General features: G+C 35.8%; 16 protein-coding genes and 1 riboswitch. Of the genes, 3 read left to right on the top strand and 13 right to left on the bottom strand.

The window, feature by feature from the left end:
• Positions 1-57 precede the first annotated feature (57 nt).
• Complete coding sequence (gene fabF / locus NYE52_RS03635) at positions 58-1,290, top strand: beta-ketoacyl-ACP synthase II (RefSeq protein ID WP_341191823.1); 1,233 nt, start codon at positions 58-60, stop codon at positions 1,288-1,290.
• 54 nt (positions 1,291-1,344) lie between these two features.
• On the opposite strand, the gene NYE52_RS03630 is transcribed toward fabF, so the two are convergent.
• The 11 genes from NYE52_RS03630 to NYE52_RS03580 all read right to left on the bottom strand — a co-directional run bounded on the left by NYE52_RS03630 (position 1,345) and on the right by NYE52_RS03580 (position 14,753).
• Positions 1,345-2,562 (bottom strand): MFS transporter, encoded by a 1,218-nt coding sequence (locus NYE52_RS03630; RefSeq protein ID WP_341191822.1) that lies wholly within the window; start codon positions 2,560-2,562, stop codon positions 1,345-1,347.
• Between the two features lie 283 nt (positions 2,563-2,845).
• Entirely contained in the window at positions 2,846-3,889 is a 1,044-nt protein-coding gene (locus NYE52_RS03625) for an ArsR/SmtB family transcription factor (protein WP_341191821.1), read from the bottom strand.
• Between the two features lie 128 nt (positions 3,890-4,017).
• Entirely contained in the window at positions 4,018-5,238 is a 1,221-nt protein-coding gene (locus tag NYE52_RS03620) for an MFS transporter (protein ID WP_341191820.1), read from the bottom strand.
• A 275-nt stretch (positions 5,239-5,513) separates the two neighbouring features.
• Entirely contained in the window at positions 5,514-7,499 is a 1,986-nt protein-coding gene (locus NYE52_RS03615) for a methyl-accepting chemotaxis protein (RefSeq protein WP_341191819.1), read from the bottom strand.
• A gap of 136 nt (positions 7,500-7,635) precedes the next feature.
• Positions 7,636-7,720, bottom strand: a riboswitch (cyclic di-GMP riboswitch).
• A 160-nt stretch (positions 7,721-7,880) separates the two neighbouring features.
• The gene (locus NYE52_RS03610; protein WP_341191818.1) at positions 7,881-8,864 is read right to left on the bottom strand and encodes a ketoacyl-ACP synthase III; all 984 of its coding nucleotides are present in this window, start codon (positions 8,862-8,864) and stop codon (positions 7,881-7,883) included.
• A 425-nt stretch (positions 8,865-9,289) separates the two neighbouring features.
• Positions 9,290-10,453, bottom strand: coding sequence for a M20 family metallopeptidase (locus NYE52_RS03605; protein ID WP_341191817.1), 1,164 nt, complete (start codon positions 10,451-10,453; stop codon positions 9,290-9,292).
• Between the two features lie 162 nt (positions 10,454-10,615).
• A complete protein-coding gene (gene phoU, locus NYE52_RS03600; protein WP_341191816.1) occupies positions 10,616-11,275 on the bottom strand; it encodes a phosphate signaling complex protein PhoU in 660 nt (219 codons plus the stop codon).
• Between the two features lie 13 nt (positions 11,276-11,288).
• Positions 11,289-12,122, bottom strand: coding sequence for a phosphate ABC transporter ATP-binding protein PstB (pstB, locus tag NYE52_RS03595; protein WP_341191815.1), 834 nt, complete (start codon positions 12,120-12,122; stop codon positions 11,289-11,291).
• 18 nt (positions 12,123-12,140) lie between these two features.
• A complete protein-coding gene (gene pstA / locus NYE52_RS03590) occupies positions 12,141-12,965 on the bottom strand; it encodes a phosphate ABC transporter permease PstA (protein ID WP_341191814.1) in 825 nt (274 codons plus the stop codon).
• Between the two features lies 1 nt (position 12,966).
• Positions 12,967-13,881, bottom strand: coding sequence for a phosphate ABC transporter permease subunit PstC (gene pstC, locus NYE52_RS03585; RefSeq protein ID WP_341191813.1), 915 nt, complete (start codon positions 13,879-13,881; stop codon positions 12,967-12,969).
• A gap of 38 nt (positions 13,882-13,919) precedes the next feature.
• Positions 13,920-14,753, bottom strand: a complete 834-nt coding sequence (locus NYE52_RS03580; protein WP_341191812.1) for a phosphate ABC transporter substrate-binding protein — start codon at positions 14,751-14,753, stop codon at positions 13,920-13,922.
• A 361-nt stretch (positions 14,754-15,114) separates the two neighbouring features.
• Between NYE52_RS03580 and NYE52_RS03575 the strand changes: the two genes are divergently transcribed.
• Both NYE52_RS03575 and NYE52_RS03570 read left to right on the top strand, forming a co-directional pair.
• Positions 15,115-15,354 carry a hypothetical protein gene (locus NYE52_RS03575; protein ID WP_341191811.1) on the top strand — a complete coding sequence of 80 codons (240 nt, stop codon included), beginning with the start codon at positions 15,115-15,117 and terminating at the stop codon, positions 15,352-15,354.
• 172 nt (positions 15,355-15,526) lie between these two features.
• Positions 15,527-16,108: a DUF6944 family repetitive protein gene (locus NYE52_RS03570; RefSeq protein ID WP_341195102.1), complete on the top strand. Its 582-nt coding sequence runs from the start codon at positions 15,527-15,529 to the stop codon at positions 16,106-16,108.
• Positions 16,109-16,224: 116 nt separating this feature from the next.
• Here NYE52_RS03570 and NYE52_RS03565 read toward each other — a convergent pair whose 3' ends face one another.
• Positions 16,225-17,826, bottom strand: coding sequence for an ABC transporter permease (locus tag NYE52_RS03565; protein WP_341191810.1), 1,602 nt, complete (start codon positions 17,824-17,826; stop codon positions 16,225-16,227).
• Positions 17,826-18,743 (bottom strand): ABC transporter ATP-binding protein, encoded by a 918-nt coding sequence (locus NYE52_RS03560; RefSeq protein ID WP_341191809.1) that lies wholly within the window; start codon positions 18,741-18,743, stop codon positions 17,826-17,828. The genes NYE52_RS03565 and NYE52_RS03560 overlap by 1 nt, the downstream gene beginning before the upstream one ends.
• Positions 18,744-18,775: the final 32 nt, after the last annotated feature.

Genomic DNA, 18,775 nt, shown 5'->3' with positions numbered 1-18,775 from the left:
AACTTGTAATAGGATAAAAAAGCATACAATAATAAAAAAAGGAATGGGGGGAAATTTGTGAAAAGAGTTGTTATCACTGGAATGGGAATTGTTTCACCGTTAGGAAATAAGGTAGATGATTTTTGGGAGAATCTCTTAAAAGGAAATTCTGGGATCCGTTCTATTGACCATTTAAATGTCTCTAATTCAAAAACAAGAATTGCTGGAGTTGTAACTGACTTTTATCCAGAAGAACGATGGGGAGCAAAGGAAGCGAAGAAACTTGATCGATTTAGCCAATTTGCATTGGCGGCAGCAGAAGAAGCTTTAACAGACTCTCAGCTGGACTTACATCAAGTAGACAAAGAGCGGCTAGGTGTCTATGTAGGGTCAGGGATTGGCGGTTTGACCACCCTTATTGAAAATGTAAATACATTAAATCAAAGAGGTCCTAATCGCGTAAGTCCTAACTTAGTGCCGATGATGATTTCGAACGCAGCCGCGGCGCAAATTAGTATTAGATTCGGAGCTCAAGGTCCTTCCCTCTCCCCTGTAACAGCTTGTTCAATTGGAAACACCTCGATTGGGGAAGCCTTTCACACCATTCGAAATGGCGATGCAGATGTGATGTTTGCTGGCGGAGCAGAAGCTGCTATTACAAATTTAGCTTTAGCTAGCTTTGGTAATGCAAGAGCCTTATCTACTAATAACGAGGAACCTACTCTAGCAAGTAGACCTTTTGATAGAAATCGAGATGGATTTGTGATGAGTGAAGGAGCAGCTATATTAGTAGTGGAAGACTTGGAACATGCCCTGAAGAGAAACGCTCCGATAGTGGCTGAAATTATTGGATATGGGGCAAGCTCAGATGCTCATCATATGGTTGCGACCCATCCAGAAGGAAGAGGTGCATATCTCGCAATGAGAAACGCATTAGTGAAAGCAAATATCTCCCCTTCGGATGTTGATGTAATTAGTGCCCATGCAACCAGTACAACCGTTGGCGATTTCTCGGAAACATTAGCTATTAAGAAATTATTTGAAGAGGAAGCTTATAAAATACCAGTAACCGCAAATAAATCGATGCTTGGTCATATGCTTGGTGCCGCTGGTGGTGCAGAAGCAATCGCCCTAGTAAAGAGTTTGAGAGAAGGCATTATTCCACCGACGATCAACTTAGAAACACCAGAACCTGACTGTGATTTAGACTATGTCCCAGAAGGAGCAAGAAAAGCTTCTCTATCTATTGGGTTATCTAATTCCTTTGGCTTTGGCGGTCATAATTCTGCGATTTTATTGAAAAAATATTAATACAAAAGACTAGGAAAATCACCAAAACGTTTCCTAGTCTTTTTCTATCGGAAATTAGGAAGCCAGCTTTTCATTTGTATCTTCTTTATCCATAAACGCAAAATATGGTAATAGCATGCCCAATAAAGAAAAACTAGCAATTAAAGCTCCAATTAATATGTACAAAGGACGGATTCCCCACACTTCACTTAGTATTCCACTTATTAATACACCTAGTGGCATCATTGCTCGAATAATAAAGGAACGAACGGAAATAATTTTTCCCATTAAATGATTGGGAACTGTTTGCTGGCATATCGTTATATTATGAATGCTAAATAAAGCCATCGCGACACCCGCAATTATTTCTGTTGTGATGGCAAAAATAATCGAGCTTGTCATTCCAAGATTAATATAGGTCACCCCTCCAATAAATAATGCTCCTAGCATCAGTCGTCTTCTCGAGTGGAATGTCAATTTCCCAACCAATAATGTACCTAGCATATAGCCTAAAGGAAATCCTGCCATAAAATAACCATACATGGCATTATTTCCGTCTAAAACCGTTTTGATATACGGAATATTGATTACCATCGTGACCCCTACTCCAAATTGCACAACTGCTAGAAAAATACCTAACCACACTATTGTTTTTTGCTGGAAAAAGTAGCTGATTCCTTCCATAAATTCCGTAGCCCACGTTCTTCTTTCTATCTGTACTTTTCTTTTTTCAGAAATTCCCAATAAAAGACTTCCACTAATAATTAGTGCGATACAGATAAAAGATAACGTACTGCCAATCCCAATATACTCAATGACCACTCCTGCCATGACAGGAGCAGTAAAGGTCATTAATCTCGCTAGCCCCTCCACATAGGCATTTGCTTTATGTAAATGCTGTTTCGAAACAAGGCTAGGCAGTATTGCTTGATTGGCTGGCGAATAAATGGGAGTTATTAATCCGATGATGATTTGGACAATAAAAATATGCCATGGGACTAATGAGTTTGTAATAAAACCGATAAGTGGTATGAGAAACACAAGTCCCCTGCTCCAAAGTGCAAAAATCATAATCCACTTTCTACTCCAGCGATCAATATATGGCCCAATAAAAAGCTGAAGCACAAGGGATGGCACGAAATATAATAGCCACATACTGCCCAATGCCCAAGATGAATCTGTCATCTCATAGATTAATAGCGAATTGCAAAAGGTTCCAAAGGCCCCTGCTAATTCTGATATGCCATTACCCATCCACATATATGTAAATGGCTTATTTTTAAAGATTTTCAAGGTAACACCACTTTCCTTGGTTTGGCTGATTTATTATTTTATTGGCTGATTTCCTCGGTGCTTTGGCTGATTTATTCTTATTTTGGCTGATTTCCTTGCCGCTTTGGCTGATTCATTCTTATTTTGGCTGATTTCCTTGCTGCTTTGGCTGATTCATTCTTATTTTGGCTGATTTCCTTGCTGCTTTGGCTGATTCATTCTTATTTTGGCTGATTTCCTTGTAAAATTGGATCCTATTTATACTATGTTTCCATCATTTCTTTGTAGGTTGGTTCTACATTCCTCATTGCTGCAAGTATTGCTCTAATTCTTTTGCTAATGATGCGATAGCTCTCGTCTTTAATACATATTTTCCATCTTCTATTCCTACTAGCTGGGCCGATCTCAATATTTTTAAATGATGGTGTATGGTCGATTTTCCCAACGCTAGTTTTTCGGTCATTTCCTGAAGGGTTCGACTTTGTTCAAACAATAATTTCACCATTCTGAAACGAACTTCATCTCCTAATGCTTTATGTTTCAAAACAAGAAAATTGCTTGGCATACATTTATCGCTAGGAGTAATACTTTCATTTGAAACAGGATAATAGTATACTTTCGTTCCTTCTAAATCTGCAGTAATATTCCATGGTCGATATATGTACTGAGGAATGAGTAGTACTTTATACACGCTTGGTTCTGGTATATACTTTATTCCTCCCGTAGCCCATTCTACAAATTCCTCTGGCTCCATTTTCACTTTCCTATCTTCCTTAGTGTGAGCATCTGTTTGTAGGATAGAATTCAAGTTTTTCAACTCAGGTTCTATGACTGCTTTATACCAACCACCCATGACTTTAATCAGATGCTGTTTCAGTTGCTGTGGCTCAATCATACAAATGAAAGAAATATAGCTCGGGAAAAAAGGATTGTCTTTTGTTGCTTCTCTTAATTGCTCTATCGCATCTACGTTTTTGTTTGCGGCTTGCTCTCTAAGCGGCTGATAGGTTTCCGTTATAAACGGAATACATTGATAGATTAATTCTCTATCGGTAAGCTTATCTATATATTCGAAAAATGCTTCTAGGCTGGAAAAATCCTTTTGGTGGAGCAATTGAAGTAATGCTTTCCACGTATTATTTGTTTCAACATAGTCTAATTGAGCTTGTAAATCTGCAGAAAGACTCGTTTTTACCTCTTTCCAATAACTCTTTGGCTTGTCCAGCGAATCGAGTAAATGGCTATTAGTGATAGCGGCTATTCCAAGTGCACACTCCCATAATAGTGAATACTTCACTTCTACTTGATACGTCTCTCGTTTCCGACCAGTTGTACTAAAAACCTCCACTGAGAAACACCTCCATTTTATCTTCTGTTAATCATATTCTAAATTATTAGAATCATATATTCAATAAATTTCGAACAATCATTCAAAAAAACTCGACCTAATTTTATACAGGTCGAGCCATCGGATGATTAATTTCGTTCTTTACCTAAATAACTATTACTATTAAACAAAGACTTATTTTGATAGATAATCATACTCACAAACGCAAGGAGGATGCCAGATAACGCAAAGACAACTCTTACTCCTAATAAATCAGTTAATATTCCCATCAGCAAGGAGCCAACACCAAAGATTCCTGTACCTATTGCTCCCAAAGAAGTATACACCTTTGATAGCTGTTCTTTCGGGATACTTGTTTGAATGATTGTTTGTTGAGGGATACTTTTTATTTGTGTAAAAATGCCGACGCAAAACGATAGAACTAATGAAAAAATAGGAATACTATTTAAGCTAAATACTATCGTAAGAAGAAAATTAACAAACGCTCCTGTTAAAAGAAATATCCCTAATTTACTTTCAACATAGGAAGCATATTTAATACAATAAAGGCTTCCTAAAATTAATCCTAAAAAGAAAGCTCCATTAATGAATCCCCACCATGTCTGTTCTACTTCTAGGGCTTCACTAACGAATACATATAAAACAGCCGCAATCCATACTGTGCCAGCAAGACTTTCTAGGAGATCCATCAAAGCAATTTTTCTTAATACCGGGGTGTGAAATAATGTCTTCCACCCCTCTTGAATTTGTTCTATCTTCCCGGCTGATTCCAGTGTTTTTGCATAGACCGTTTCTAAAAAACATAGCAAGAAACTCGAAATAATAAATAAGCAGCCAACAAACCAAATGAGTTGCTGTGGACTTAAAATCAGGAGAAACATACTACCGACAAACCACATCGCTGCTTGAATCAATTGGGTGACTGTTTCCGCTATTCCATTTGCTTTCATTAATTTTTCAGGTTGCACATAATACGGTATCAATGTTTGTCTAATCGGATTTGCACAGCCATCAAGAAAGGCAATAAGTCCTATGACGATAAAGACTATATAATAATTTGATGCAGTTATTCCTGTTAATGCAAAACCAAATAGTATTAATAATAAGGTCTTCCCTATTTGAGAACCTGCCATTAAACTGTTTAACCTTATTTTCCCGACAAGAAGGGGTGTTATTATACTAGAAATAAACATACAGGTTGTAATTGTAAATGGGACAAATGATGCTGCCGTCGCTGATCCCTTTAAGTCATAGATAATGCTAATAACACTTACCATATAGAGGACATCCCCTATATTCGCAAAGGATTGCCCAATCATTAATAATGAAAAGTTTTTATTTACATTCATGCTTTATCCCCCATTAGTTAATAATTTTTTTATTAGTCAATGGGAAATTATTAAATTGGACGATTCACTGTTGTACAATCTCCTTTATAACGGATAAGCCAGGGGGATAGAGGCATATCTCAAAATTTTCTTACATTTATCTTAACATCCAATTGTATAGTTTGTTACCTTTTTTGGGGGCATATTATAGTGGCAACTGACAAAAGTACTTAATCATACTCCTCAAGCAAAAAGAGAGCACTTTTTCCAAGTGCTCTCTCCCAGCGTTCTTCATCTTATACTTTAAATCGATTCAATAATTCTCTTAATTCTCTTGTCACTTGTGCTGCTTTTTCAATGGATTCATTAATCGTTTGGATAGAAGTTAGCTGTTCTTCTGAAGAAGCAGCTGCTTCATGGATATAGCTAGAAGATTCCATTGCTTTTTCTAAATGATCCTTAATGACGGATTCAACATCTGTTACCTTCGAAAGTAGCTTTTCGATTTCGATAAAGATCTTATCTACTTCCTTCGAAGACTCCTCAGAGGAATAATAGACATTTTGTAAACTTTCATTCACATCTTTTAGTGTCTCCATGCCTGTACTAAAATGTTTTGTTCCTGAATCCATTTCCACAACAGCATTCGATGTATCGGAAACAATTTCATTTACAAGATTGGAAATTTGGTTAGCAGACTTTGCTGATTGCTCTGCTAATTTTTTGACTTCATTTGCTACAACCGCAAATCCTTTTCCATGTTCTCCAGCTCTTGCTGCTTCAATCGAAGCATTTAAAGCAAGTAGATTCGTCTGTTCTGTAATATCTGTAATCATTTGCACAATATTGCCGATTTCTGATGAACGATTTCCTAATTTCTTCACGATCTCAGATGATTGCTGAACAGAAGCTTGGATATCAGACATTTGATGAATCAAACGTTTGATTTGGTCGTTTGCTGTCTCTACCTCTTTGTATGCATGCTTTGTTTTCTCTGATACTAAAGATGAATGATCCTTAATCTCCGAAACACTTTGTGTAATTCCATTGATAGACTCTAAATTTTGCTTATTTCCTTGTTCCTGCTCTGTTAAAATCCCCGCTGAATTTTGAACATTATTGGTAACATCACCAGCTAATTGGACCATTTCTTCTGCACTATTGGATAAATCACAAGTATTTTCTGTAACAACTTCTCCTTTATGAAGAATGCCTCTAATCAAATCTTGGAAACTGTCCAATAACGCATTAAAGTTATTCGCTAGATCCCCTACTTCATCTTTTCGATTAATAGAAAGTCTCTGTGTTAAATCTCCTTCATTATTTGCCAATTCTTCTATCTTGTCATTCACTTCTTTGATTGGCTTTAATGAACGATTATTAATTGCATAGCATATAATTGCGCTTAACAATATAACTACAATGGTAATGATAATAAAATAGTTCAATAAAGAATTTGCATCAGCAAATGCCTCATCTGTTGGAATGGAAATCATAATCCCCCAATCCATTGCATCTGCCTTGTTATAAAAAATTAAGCTGTTTTCTCCATTTAGTTTTGTTGTAATATCTCCGCTTTTTCCATTCATACTGTCTTTTACTAATTGATCAAGCTTGCTGTTATCATAGTCGGCTATTTTCTTATTCAATGTATCTTCTTTATTTTTACCAGCAACTATTGTTCCGTCATTCGTAAATACAGTAACATATCCACTTTCTCCTAATGTTACATTGGAGATAATGTTCATAAGACTCTCAATTTGGTTTCCACCTGAGACAACTCCTACAATTCCCCCGTTATCTCCATATATCGGTGCCGATGATAATACAATAGGAGCACCATTTAAGCTTGGTGTTTCAGACGGGACAGGATCATATGTCTTCGTTAAGTCCTCCATAGCACCTTTATAATGAGGAGCTTCTGCAACAGAAATTTTATTGCCACCTAAGTATAGAAATCCTTCTGCATCAATATAGGCAAATGCATCTGGATTTTCCAATCTTTCCGCAATTCTAGTTCCTAACACTTGTGCTTTTTCTACATCATTGGCTTTTAATTCATCCACTTCCGCCATGTATGTCATTGTATCTTGTTTTCCCTGTATCCAAATATCTATATTGGCTTTTACCGATTCTAATTGACTATATGCTTGGTCTTGAAAGCGATCATAAAGAATTGCCTTTGCTTTCATATAGCCAAAAGCAGATATACTTATCATAGAAATAGCAATAAGCAAGCTAAAAACCAATGTATTTTTTAATACTAACTTCAATTGAGCCACTCCTCTTATTTTGATACTATTTTTCCTTGTAACATAAAAACTACACAAAAAATGAAGAAAGTATCGGTCGTTCTCTTTCTTGGCAAAATTACCGCCAATAAAAAAACACCTTAAAAAAGGTGGATTTAACCATCTTTTCGGTAATCCAGCCACCATAGCAATATTGCCTTAGGTCTGTGACTTTGCGTCCCTAGCTTTCGATAGGTTTGCCATTTTTCGTAGAATTATTTTTATTCAAATCCACTATTATCTATTTCAAAAAAACAAAAAAAGAGAGTCCAATTACTGAACTCCTCCTTGTTAGGATAGATAATAATATGGAATTTAATTATACTACTATATCTTTTCCATACGCTATCACTAAAATTATCCTTTTTTTCTTCAAAGTGTCCATTTAATCAATAATCCTGCATGTGCTAGGCCACCACCAAAACCATACAATAATACATAGTCTCCAGCCTTTAATTTTCCTTCTTCTACACCTATATCCAAGGACAATGGAATAGTGGCTGCAGAGGTATTTCCGTAATGGATAAGACTATATAAGGTTTGTTCCATTGGAAAATTACTCTTCTCACAAATCGATTCTAACATTCTTAAATTGGCACTATGTGGCACAAACCAGTCTATTTCATCTAGATTAATCCTTCCCTTTTCTGCAACAGCCTTCATGCCGTTAGTCACTGTTTTAATTGCCCACTTATAGACTTCTCTCCCATTTTGGACAATACAGCCATTCCCCAGTAAGTCGATGTTATTCATCTGAGTAGCTAAATTCGTACAATATAAATGTTGACCACCTTCTCCTTCAGACCCTATATGAGAAGAAATAAAGCTTGGTTGATTCTCATCATATTCTACAAGTAATGCTCCTGCTCCATCGCCAAAAAGAATACAAGTCGTACGATCAGTGAAATCTGTGATTTTTGATAATGTTTCTGCTCCTACAACAAGGATTTTTTTATTTAATCCTGATGTAATCATCCCATTCGCAACATTCAATCCATAAGCAAATCCAGCACAGGCAGCATTTAAATCAATCGCACCCGTATTTTTTATCCCGAGCTTAGCTTGCAGATTGGAAGCAACACTTGGTGTTGTATAATCAGGAGTCATCGTACAGACGATAATTAAATCGACATCATCAACCGTTTTATCGTATCGTTCCATCAAATTGAGTACTGCTTTATAACTTAGATCACTCGTAAATTCCTTATCACTAGCTATTCTTCTTTCCTTGATACCAGTTCGCTTTACAATCCATTCATCGTTTGTATCAACCATTTTTTCTAAATCATTATTCGTTAAAATACGCTCTGGAACGTATGAACCTATCGCCGTAATACGTGCTTTAGATGCTGACATTCACATCACCTCATCATTAATTTTCTTCTATATTAACACCAATTACTATTACCTGGTACTAATTTATAATCAAACTAACTCCTTTTTTCGAAAATTGCTTTTCTCCCTTTAGAATATGTTTTTCTGTTTATTTTGGTTTATCTATTTTTAAAAATTTAATTTCAAATTATTACCGGCTCTATTCTGTCCTAACTCAATTGTGAATTTGCCTAGCTTCTAGTCGAAAATTAATAAAATGGGGATTTAACTATTTCAATAGTAAAGCCACCAATTCTTCTGAGTTGGTGGCTTTATCTTCGTTATCAGACATTTCAGTATATGTTTGTACCCCGAGATTTTCTGCTTCTTCTCCTTACATTTTCTATGTAGCTTCTTCTCATTATTCTTACCATTCTTCTGTCAGTAAATCTTTCCTTCCAAATTATTTAGTTACTATTTAGAAGAATCTCTTCCTCTTTCCGTTTATTTATTTTATCCAGTACTTTTACCAATAATTGTCCTCGTTCACTTAATGAAGAGATGACCATAAACTCATCGTCTTGATGGGCATTTCCTCCTCTTGGTCCTAAGCCATCTATTGTTGGAATTCCCATATTTCCTGTAAAGTTTCCATCTGAACCACCGCCGCTATAAGTAGCTCCCAAGTCTATATTTAATTCAGAAGCAGCTTCTTTCATTATTTTAAGTAATTCATTCTGATTTTCCTCCATTTTCCAAGCTGGCCGAGTAATGCCTCCGCTAATTTCTATACGAGTATTTGGTGTTTCCGTAAAACTACAAATTTCTAATATTTTGGATTGAGCAAATTCTCCCTGTTCCTGTGTTTCAAAACGCAAATCAATTCCCGCTTCTGCAAAAGGGGCAATAGTATTAACGGATTGACCACCGTTCACTAATCCTACATTTACATGAATACCTTCCCATTTCGTTAACTCATGTAAGGGAATTATTTTTAATGCAAGCTCTTGAATAGCACTTGCCCCTTTCTCTGGCGCAACACCGGAATGGGCTGACTTCCCGTATATTTTCAAGAAGAATTTACCGCCACCTTTACGGCCAATCACCACATTTCCATCTAGATCAGCAGGCTCCATAATGAACACATGTTTCACTTTCTCTGCGGTAGCTTCTATCAATTCTCTTGAAGTAATAGATCCTATTTCTTCATCTGTATTAATAATAATTACTACATTTTTATACGCATCATTATTTTGAGAAATTAAGTATTTTAAAGCATACAATGTCATTACATGACTTGCCTTCATATCAAAAACGCCAGGACCTTTAGCATGATCCCCCTCTATGGTAAACAGGCGTTTTTCAACTGTTCCAGCAGGAAAAACTGTATCAATATGCCCAATTAATAATATGCTTGGATTCGTTGCCTCTTTATGCTTTAATACGATATTATTTCCTTTATCATGAACCTCGTGAACATCTGCAATAAAACCAAGCTGCTCAAATTCATGGATTAAAATGTCTCCTACTTTATCCACTCCTAGTTTCTGATAGGACCCGCTATCAATATTTACTATTCTTTCTAGCAATTTAAGCATATTTTCCTTTTCTTTTTCAAAATAAACCTGCATTTCTCTACCTCCTTTTATATGAAACATCTATACATTTTATATATACTTATTACTTTATCAGAAATATCTTAAAATTCAAACTATAACCAAATGATCATTAGTACCAAAAATAAAAAGGAGAGAAAACTCATTTGGTTTTTCTCTCCTTTTGCCGTTTACTTATTAAGAATTAAAATCATATATCTTCCCTTTGATTAAATAACCTGTGCTTTCCGCCATATTTGTAATATGATCAGCAGTTCTTTCCAAATAGCGATTGATAAATAATAATTGGACAAGCTGATTTGTTTCTTCTGGATGCTCACTTAAGTATGCTGTTAATTTCTTATATGTTTCTAAATAATAATCATCTACTTCATCTTCTAGCTTACTTATTTCTTTCGCAAGGACAATATCTTCTTCTATGAAGGATTTAATAGCTTTTTTCAACATGTCAATAGATATTTCCTTCATTTTCTCTAGCTGTGTTAGACTTAGAAGTGATGGTGTTTTTCCAATCTTAATCGTTGCTTTTGCAATGTTTACAGCAAAGTCTGCTACGCGCTCAATTTCAGAGGAAATTTTAATAACGCCAATCACAACACGCAAGTCTCTTGCGACAGGCTGTTCTTTCGCCATTAACCAAATTGCAAAATGATTAATTTCAGATTCTAGATTATCAATGTCATTATCTTCTTCCATTACCCTTAAAGCAATTTCTACATCTTGCTTTTTTAAAGCGTCAAATGCATCTTCCAAAGAAACAATTGACATTTCGCCCATTTCTCTGATTTTTCCTTTTAACTCTTCTAGCTTCTTCTCAAAATTCTCTCGAATGACCATTTTGCCCCTCCTATTATCCAAAGCGACCTGTTACATAATCTTCTGTGCGCTGATCTCTTGGTGTAGAAAAAATCTTATTCGTTTCATCGTACTCTACTACTTCACCATTTAAGAAAAAGGCTGTTTTATCTGAAATTCTTGCTGCTTGTTGCATATTGTGTGTCACAATAACAATTGTATAATCTTTTTTCATTTTTGTAATTAGCTCTTCTACCTTCAATGTAGAAATTGGATCTAAAGCAGACGTAGGCTCATCCATTAAAATAATATCTGGTTTCATTGCAATTGCACGGGCAATACATACACGCTGCTGTTGTCCACCTGATAAGCCAAGTGCAGAGGTTTTTAAACGGTCTTTTACTTCGTCCCAAATCGCTGCCCCACGTAAGCTCTCTTCCACGATTTTATTTAATTCTTTCTTATTCTTGATTCCTTGCATTCTCGGACCATAGGCAACATTATCAAAAATGCTCATTGGGAATAAATTAGGCTTTTGAAATACCATTCCTACTCTTGTACGTAATTTTATCACATCATTTGATGCATATATATTTTCCCCATCAATGACGATATCTCCTGCAATTTTTACACCATCAATTAAATCATTCATCCGATTAAGTGTTCTTAGAAAGGTTGACTTTCCACAACCAGATGGACCAATTAAAGCCGTTACCTTTTTTTCCTCAATATCAAGAGATACTCCAAACAATGCTTGTTTTTCTCCATAAAACAAATTTAAATCACTCACACTAATTTTGGATGCACCAGGTGTAGTATCCTCTTGACCTACCTGTAAAAATGCTTTTCCGGTTTTCTTTTGACTTTTTTCTTTTACTGTCGTAGTCATAAACATACCCCTTATAAATTAGTAGTCTGCTTTGTTCAACTTTTTGGATATATATGTTGCGATAAGGTTGATAGCAAGAATTATTACGATTAAGACAATCCCGACTGCAGCAGCTAGTTCTATATCTCCAGACTCTTGTGTTACTAAAAACGAATGAACTGTTAATGTTCGTGCAGAAGAAAGCAAGCCCTCTGGCATTGCTGCAACTGTTCCGGCAGTTAAAAATATAGCAGCAGACTCCCCAACAATTCTCCCGATGGAAAGAATAATTCCTGATAAAATTCCTGGCATCGCGCTAGGTAAAATAACCTTATATAAAGTTTGTAATCTTGTTGTACCAAGGGCTAATGATCCTTCTCGATAGGTTGGAGGAACTGTTTTTAAAGATTCCTCTGTTGTCCGAATAATAACAGGTAGGACGATAATTGTAAGTGTTAAGGAAGCTGCTAAAATAGACATTCCTAATTTTAACGTTGTTACAAAGAATACTGCCCCAAATAGACCATAAATAATCGAAGGAATACCTGTTAAACTTTCTGTTGCAAATCGAATTACTTTTACCAACCGGCCCTGTTTCGCATACTCTTGTAAATAAACAGCAGCTAATATTCCGATTGGAGTCGCAATAATTAAGGAAATTACGATTGTATAAATAGTTGTTACAATCATTGGCCAAATTCCACCACCACCAGTTGGAGAATAATCACCAAAAATGAAGTCGAAGCTAATTAAGCGAAAGCCTTTATAAAAAATATAGCCAACAATCATGACAAGGACGGCAACGGATAAGAAGGCAGAAAACCAAAGAAGACCACGTAATAAATTATCTTTCCCTTGTCTCATCTTATTTGCCACCCTTCGCACTAATTTTTGCTAACACAAAATTCAAAATTAAAATAAACGAGAATAATACGATCCCTGTTGCAAATAGCATTTCTTGATGTGTACCTGCTGCATAACCCATTTCTAGAGCAATGTTTGTTGTTAACGGACGAATACTATCTGTTAAGCTTGTTGGTACAATTAAACTGTTACCAGCAACTAGAATAACCGCCATTGTTTCTCCTATTGCTCGCCCTAATCCTAATACAATAGCTGTCATTATTCCGGATTTAGCTGCAGGCACAACCACTTTAAAAATGGTGCCAATTTCCGATACACCAAGAGCAAGAGATCCTTCTCTATACGTTCTTGGCACAGCGCGAATTGCCGTCTCTGCTACTGTTACAATCGTTGGCAACATCATAATCGCTAATACTAAAATAACAGCTAATAAACTTTGACCCTTTACTAAACCTAATGTATTTTGTAAAAAAGGAACAATAATTGCTAGACCAAACACACCATATAAAACAGAAGGGATACCTGCTAAAAGTTGAATGGCTGGTGAAACAATTTTAGCAATCCGCTTTGAAGCTATTTCAGCTAGAAAGATAGCCGTAAACAATCCAATTGGCACGCCAATAACCAATGAACCAATAGTTGCATAAAGGGATGCGACAATCATTGGCCAAATTCCAAATTTCTCTTCACTTGGCACCCAGTCCACTCCAAAAATAAAATCAAAAAAACTAAATCCTTCTGCGATAAAAGGATGTGCTCCTTTATAAAAAACGAATCCAATTATTAATACTAAACTTATTACGGAAAGAAGGGCACAAAGCAAGAAAATCCTTGCTGATACCTTTTCAAACAGATATTTCCTCTTATTTGCCTTGCCCATTTCTGAGGTTTGCTTTTCAGTTGTTTGAATAGACACTCTATTTTCCTCCAAGATTACTTCTAAAGATTTTGGTTTTACTTAATAGGAATAGCTCCTGCTTCTGCTGCAATTTTTTGCCCCTCATCACTAAGAATAAAATCGATGAATTTCTGTCCATTTGCAGTTAAATCCCCATCTTTATATACAAACAAAAAAGGTCTTGATAACTTATATTTTTGCGCTAATACATTTTCTGCTGTTGCTTCTACACCATCAATATCAATGGTAGAGATAGCATCATCAATGTACTCAAAAGAAATAAAACCAACTGCATGTTTATTATTTGCAACCGTTGTTTTAATATTTCCATTTCCACTTGCTATTATAGAATTTCTGATTAACTCACCAGAGCCGTAGCCTACAATCTCTTGGAAGGCGTCACGAGAACCAGATCCATCCTCACGAGAAACAACAACAATTTCCATGTCATTTCCCCCAAGTTCACTCCAGTTCGTCACTTCTCCAGTAAAGATTTGTTTTACTTGCTCCAACGTTAACTCTTTTACTTTATTACTTGGATGTGTCACAACAACAATTCCATCATAAGCAATGACTACTTCCTTTAATTTACCTTTTTCTTCTTCTTTTAAATCTCGTGATGACATTCCAATTTCGGAAACACCACTCATCGCATTTGTAATACCTGCGGATGACCCAATTTGATTTATTTCAATTTTTGTATTATCGTGTTCATGATATTTTGCCGCTAATTTCTCTGCAAGCGGTCCAACGGAAGTAGATCCTGAAATCGATATTGGCTTACCGTCATTCATTGATTGTTCTGTTTCTGAATTACTTGCACATCCGGATAATAATGCAAGTATAGACAGGACCATGAATACCATTTTTAGTTTTTTTATAATGACCATGATTTACCTCCAAAAGAATAGAAACATTTCTATGTCATATCTTGTCTAATTAGTATGATAAATCTCAACTGTAAATATTCTATTGTCTCAATGTAAAGGTTTTGTAAATAACGTTAAAAGCAATACATTCCATGTTATTTATTGTAAAAATAAACCTAATTAAGGCAGGGAAAAACGTGAAAATAAAAGCAACATTTATTATTCTTCACAAAAAAGATAGCAGGATGCATCTGCTATCTTTTTTCACTATATTACTTTTATTCAAACTGGTATAACTTACTATTATTGATTCCTATAATATTTTATAAAAACAGTCTTTCCGATTATAATAATCAAAGATACATTATTAGGAGGCAAAAAAATGGACAAGCAAGGGCAAGAAAAATTTTTATCTTTCATTTTACAACGAGTACAAGAAGGAAAAGAAGAAGAAGCAAAAGCAATACTGACTGAAAACTTCCGTAAACAAGATGAAGGCACTTTTTCTCAAAGTGATATTGCAGAATTTGTTCCTAAAATGATTAGCCTTATAAAACCAGAAAAATTAGAGGAAATACAAGCAGTTGTAAAGCAGTTTTCCGGGAGCTTCGGAAGTAAGTAAGAATGTTATCTTACATATAAATTAAGTTAGCAAAAATAACTTGGAATAAAGTCACCAAGTTATTTTTTTCTGCTCAAATATAGAACTTTCTCCAAATACTTGTCTTTTTTATCCCATTTACAACTTTACGGAATATGATATTGGGGCAGAGTGAATGGGCGGTCGATATGGAATGAATGGACATTTTAAAGAAATTTTCGGATCAGCTATCAACACAATCGGTACGATCCAAGCTGCTATTGGAAGTACTCCTTCCTTCCATTTTTCTAAAGAAATGAATTACCAGCTACGTTTAAGTGGTAATATACTCCAAGGAACTGGCAGTGCATTATCAGCTGACGGACAAGGAACTATTTCATTAGAAAAGCTTGGAGATGAAATTCAGGCAATCGGGAATTCAACGGTTGTAACTGGCTTAATTCTTTATAAATTAAGTAATACCCCAACAGAACAAAAATTAATTATTACAGGTAACTGGCTACAGGCATTAGGCAGCTTTGTCGGACTTACAGATGAATTTTTTGATCGTACAGCAGATGGAAGAATGGAAAATATAATTGGTGGTTTATTACAAGGGATCGGGAATTCTTTGCAAGCAATTAGCGGAATGGAACAATTACACGGAATAAGTAACAATAACCAACAAAATATCGGTGTATTAGGAAGTTGGATTCAAGCGACAGGAGCTGTCATTTCCCTTATCGGCCAAGTTAAAGAAGAGTTAGAAGAGATTGCATTAAATATAAATGAATAGTAAAGCATAGAAAGAAAAACAGCCTATACTATGTTAGTTTCGGAGAGGAAGATTTTTTTCTTCCTCTCTTTTCATTAAATGCAAAACTAGAATTAGAAATGCTCTATATTTAATAATTAACTTTGAACATCACGTTTTCGAAAGCCACCAAAGCTCACACTCATTAATCCTACTGCAATAATGCTTAATACAAATAACGGCATAAATGTAGCATCCTCAATAGGAACTTGCGGAACATGACCGAATGGTGAAAGTTTGCCTACCCAATCTGGAAATTGAAATAAGTTTCCTAAATATAGAACGAAAAAGGAATATAAAAAGTAAGCCCAAATCCAATTGGTGAATCTTGGAGCAGCCCCATTAAGAAAAGCAACAATTCCTATCATTACAAGCATCGCAGGAAAATATACGAGTGCTGCACTGTAAATCATTCCAAATTCCAGCCCTTCCTTCATAACAGCTGTAGCTGCTGACCACAAGCCAATTGCACTTAGAGAAAGCATGACGAAACCATTCACAACTGCAAGTACAAGATAAGATCCGATAAGCTGTTCCCGTGAAACAGCTCGAACCAATAAATGCTCTAATCGACCTTTTTTCTCCTCGGCACGAAGCTTGTTCATCGCCATAACTGGAGGAATCGTTGCAATAAGTGAAAGAACGATCATCAATGTCGGAATAAATTGTTCTACTATCGAAGCACCTGCCGCTTGTTGTAGCATTTGCTGATACATGTCATTTCCTTCAAAAAAAGACTCCAAATCACCAAAAATGGATCCATAAGATGCTCCCAACACATATAACCCAATCGCCCATGATATAAATCCTATTCGCTGTAACCGAAACGCTAATCCAATAGGGCTTCGTAAAAAGCGTGAGGCAAATCGTCTTCCTGGTTTGGCTGGTATAAATCCTTGTGCTAAATCACGAATGCTATTTAAGTAGTTCGCAATAATAAATAATACGATAGAAATTACCAACATTAGTATAACGGGTTCCCAATTATTTGAGGAATAGACTTCGGCTTTTGTTACCCAACCTAATGGGGAAAGCCAGGTTAATGTATCATTACTTATATCTGTAATTGCTCGAAAAAGATAGGAAATAATCAAGATTGCAATCGACCATCCAATCGTTCCTCGAGAACTTTCTGATAGTTGGGCAAAAATCGCTGTCACTCCAGTGAAAAAGAGCCCCGTCCCTCCTAAAGCTGCTCCATATAAGAAGGAACCTTCTAAATCCATACTTTCTATATTAAGTGCATATAATCCTAGAGCTGTTATTAGTGCTAGAACAATAAACGTACTACTTATTACGATTATTGTTGCATTTAAATATGAAAGACGGCCAGCTGGCAACGAACGGATTATTTCTATACGCCCCTCTTCTTCATCTGCTCTTGTATGACGAGTGACAAGTAAAATAGCCATTAAACCAATAATTACAGCCGTCATTAATATCATTTGATGTGCGGTCATAGCACCAATTGTATAATTGTCAAGATTACCAGTACCAAGCATCGCAGTCATCGCAGGATTTGCCATTGTTTCCGTTAAAACATCTCTATCCTGCTGTGTTCCATATAGACTCTCTAATGCAGGAGGAATCATTAAAGTAAATAGTACTAATCCAATTATCCATAACGGAATTCTAATTCGATTAAGACGAAGAATAAATCGTGAAAGCATCCCCGTATTAGCAAATCTATTTCGATTCATTAACGGACACCTCCCGTTTCTTTCCCTTCTCCTTTATCCTTACTTTCATAATGACGCATAAATAAATCTTCAAGAGTTGGTGGTGCACTTTCCAACTTCATAATTCCAAACTGACTAATATAACTAATTGTATTATCTAGTTCTTCCGTATCTACTTGGAAAGTCAGGCCTTGGTCTGTTTCTTCTATTTCATGGATACCCGGTAATTCATTTAACGATGAAATTGGCTCCTTCGTCTCCACTAACATATGTGTGCGTGTTAAGTGACGCAGTTCTTTTAACGTTCCGCTTTCAATGATTTTTCCTTGTCGAATGATTCCTACCCTATCACATAATTTTTCTACTTCAGACAGAATATGGCTTGATAGAAGCACGCTTTTTCCTTTGCTTTTTACATCCATCACACACTCTTGAAAAACTTTCTCCATCAGCGGATCAAGTCCTGAGGTGGGTTCATCTAAAATATATAAATCGGCGTCTTGTGAAAAGGCAGCAATTAAGGCAACCTTTTGGCGATTTCCCTTTGAATACGTTCGACATTTCTTCGTTGGATCTAAATCAAATTTTTTTATCAATTCTTCTCTTCTGCTAGTATTATTGCTTCCTCGTAATTTAACAAATAAATCGATTACTTCCCCACCAGTTAAATTCGGCCATAAATTAACATCTCCCGGTACATAAGCCAATCTCTTATGAATATCCACAGCATCCTGCCAAGCATCCTTACCAAATAACTTTACATCTCCTTCTGTTGCCTTTAAAATACCAAGCAACACGCGGATTGTCGTTGATTTTCCAGCTCCATTTGGACCAATAAACCCAAATACTTCCCCACTGCCCACTTCAAAATCAACTCCATTAAGTGCTGTAAATCCTCCAAACTTCTTCGTTAAATTTCGGACTTCCAATACACTCATCCTATTTCCTCCTCATTTATAAAAACTATTTT

The sequence above is a fragment of the Niallia sp. FSL W8-0635 genome, from assembly GCF_038007965.1.
In the GTDB taxonomy this organism is placed as follows: Bacteria; Bacillota; Bacilli; order Bacillales; family Cytobacillaceae; genus Niallia.
This window is presented reverse-complemented; position numbering and strand designations above follow the sequence as displayed.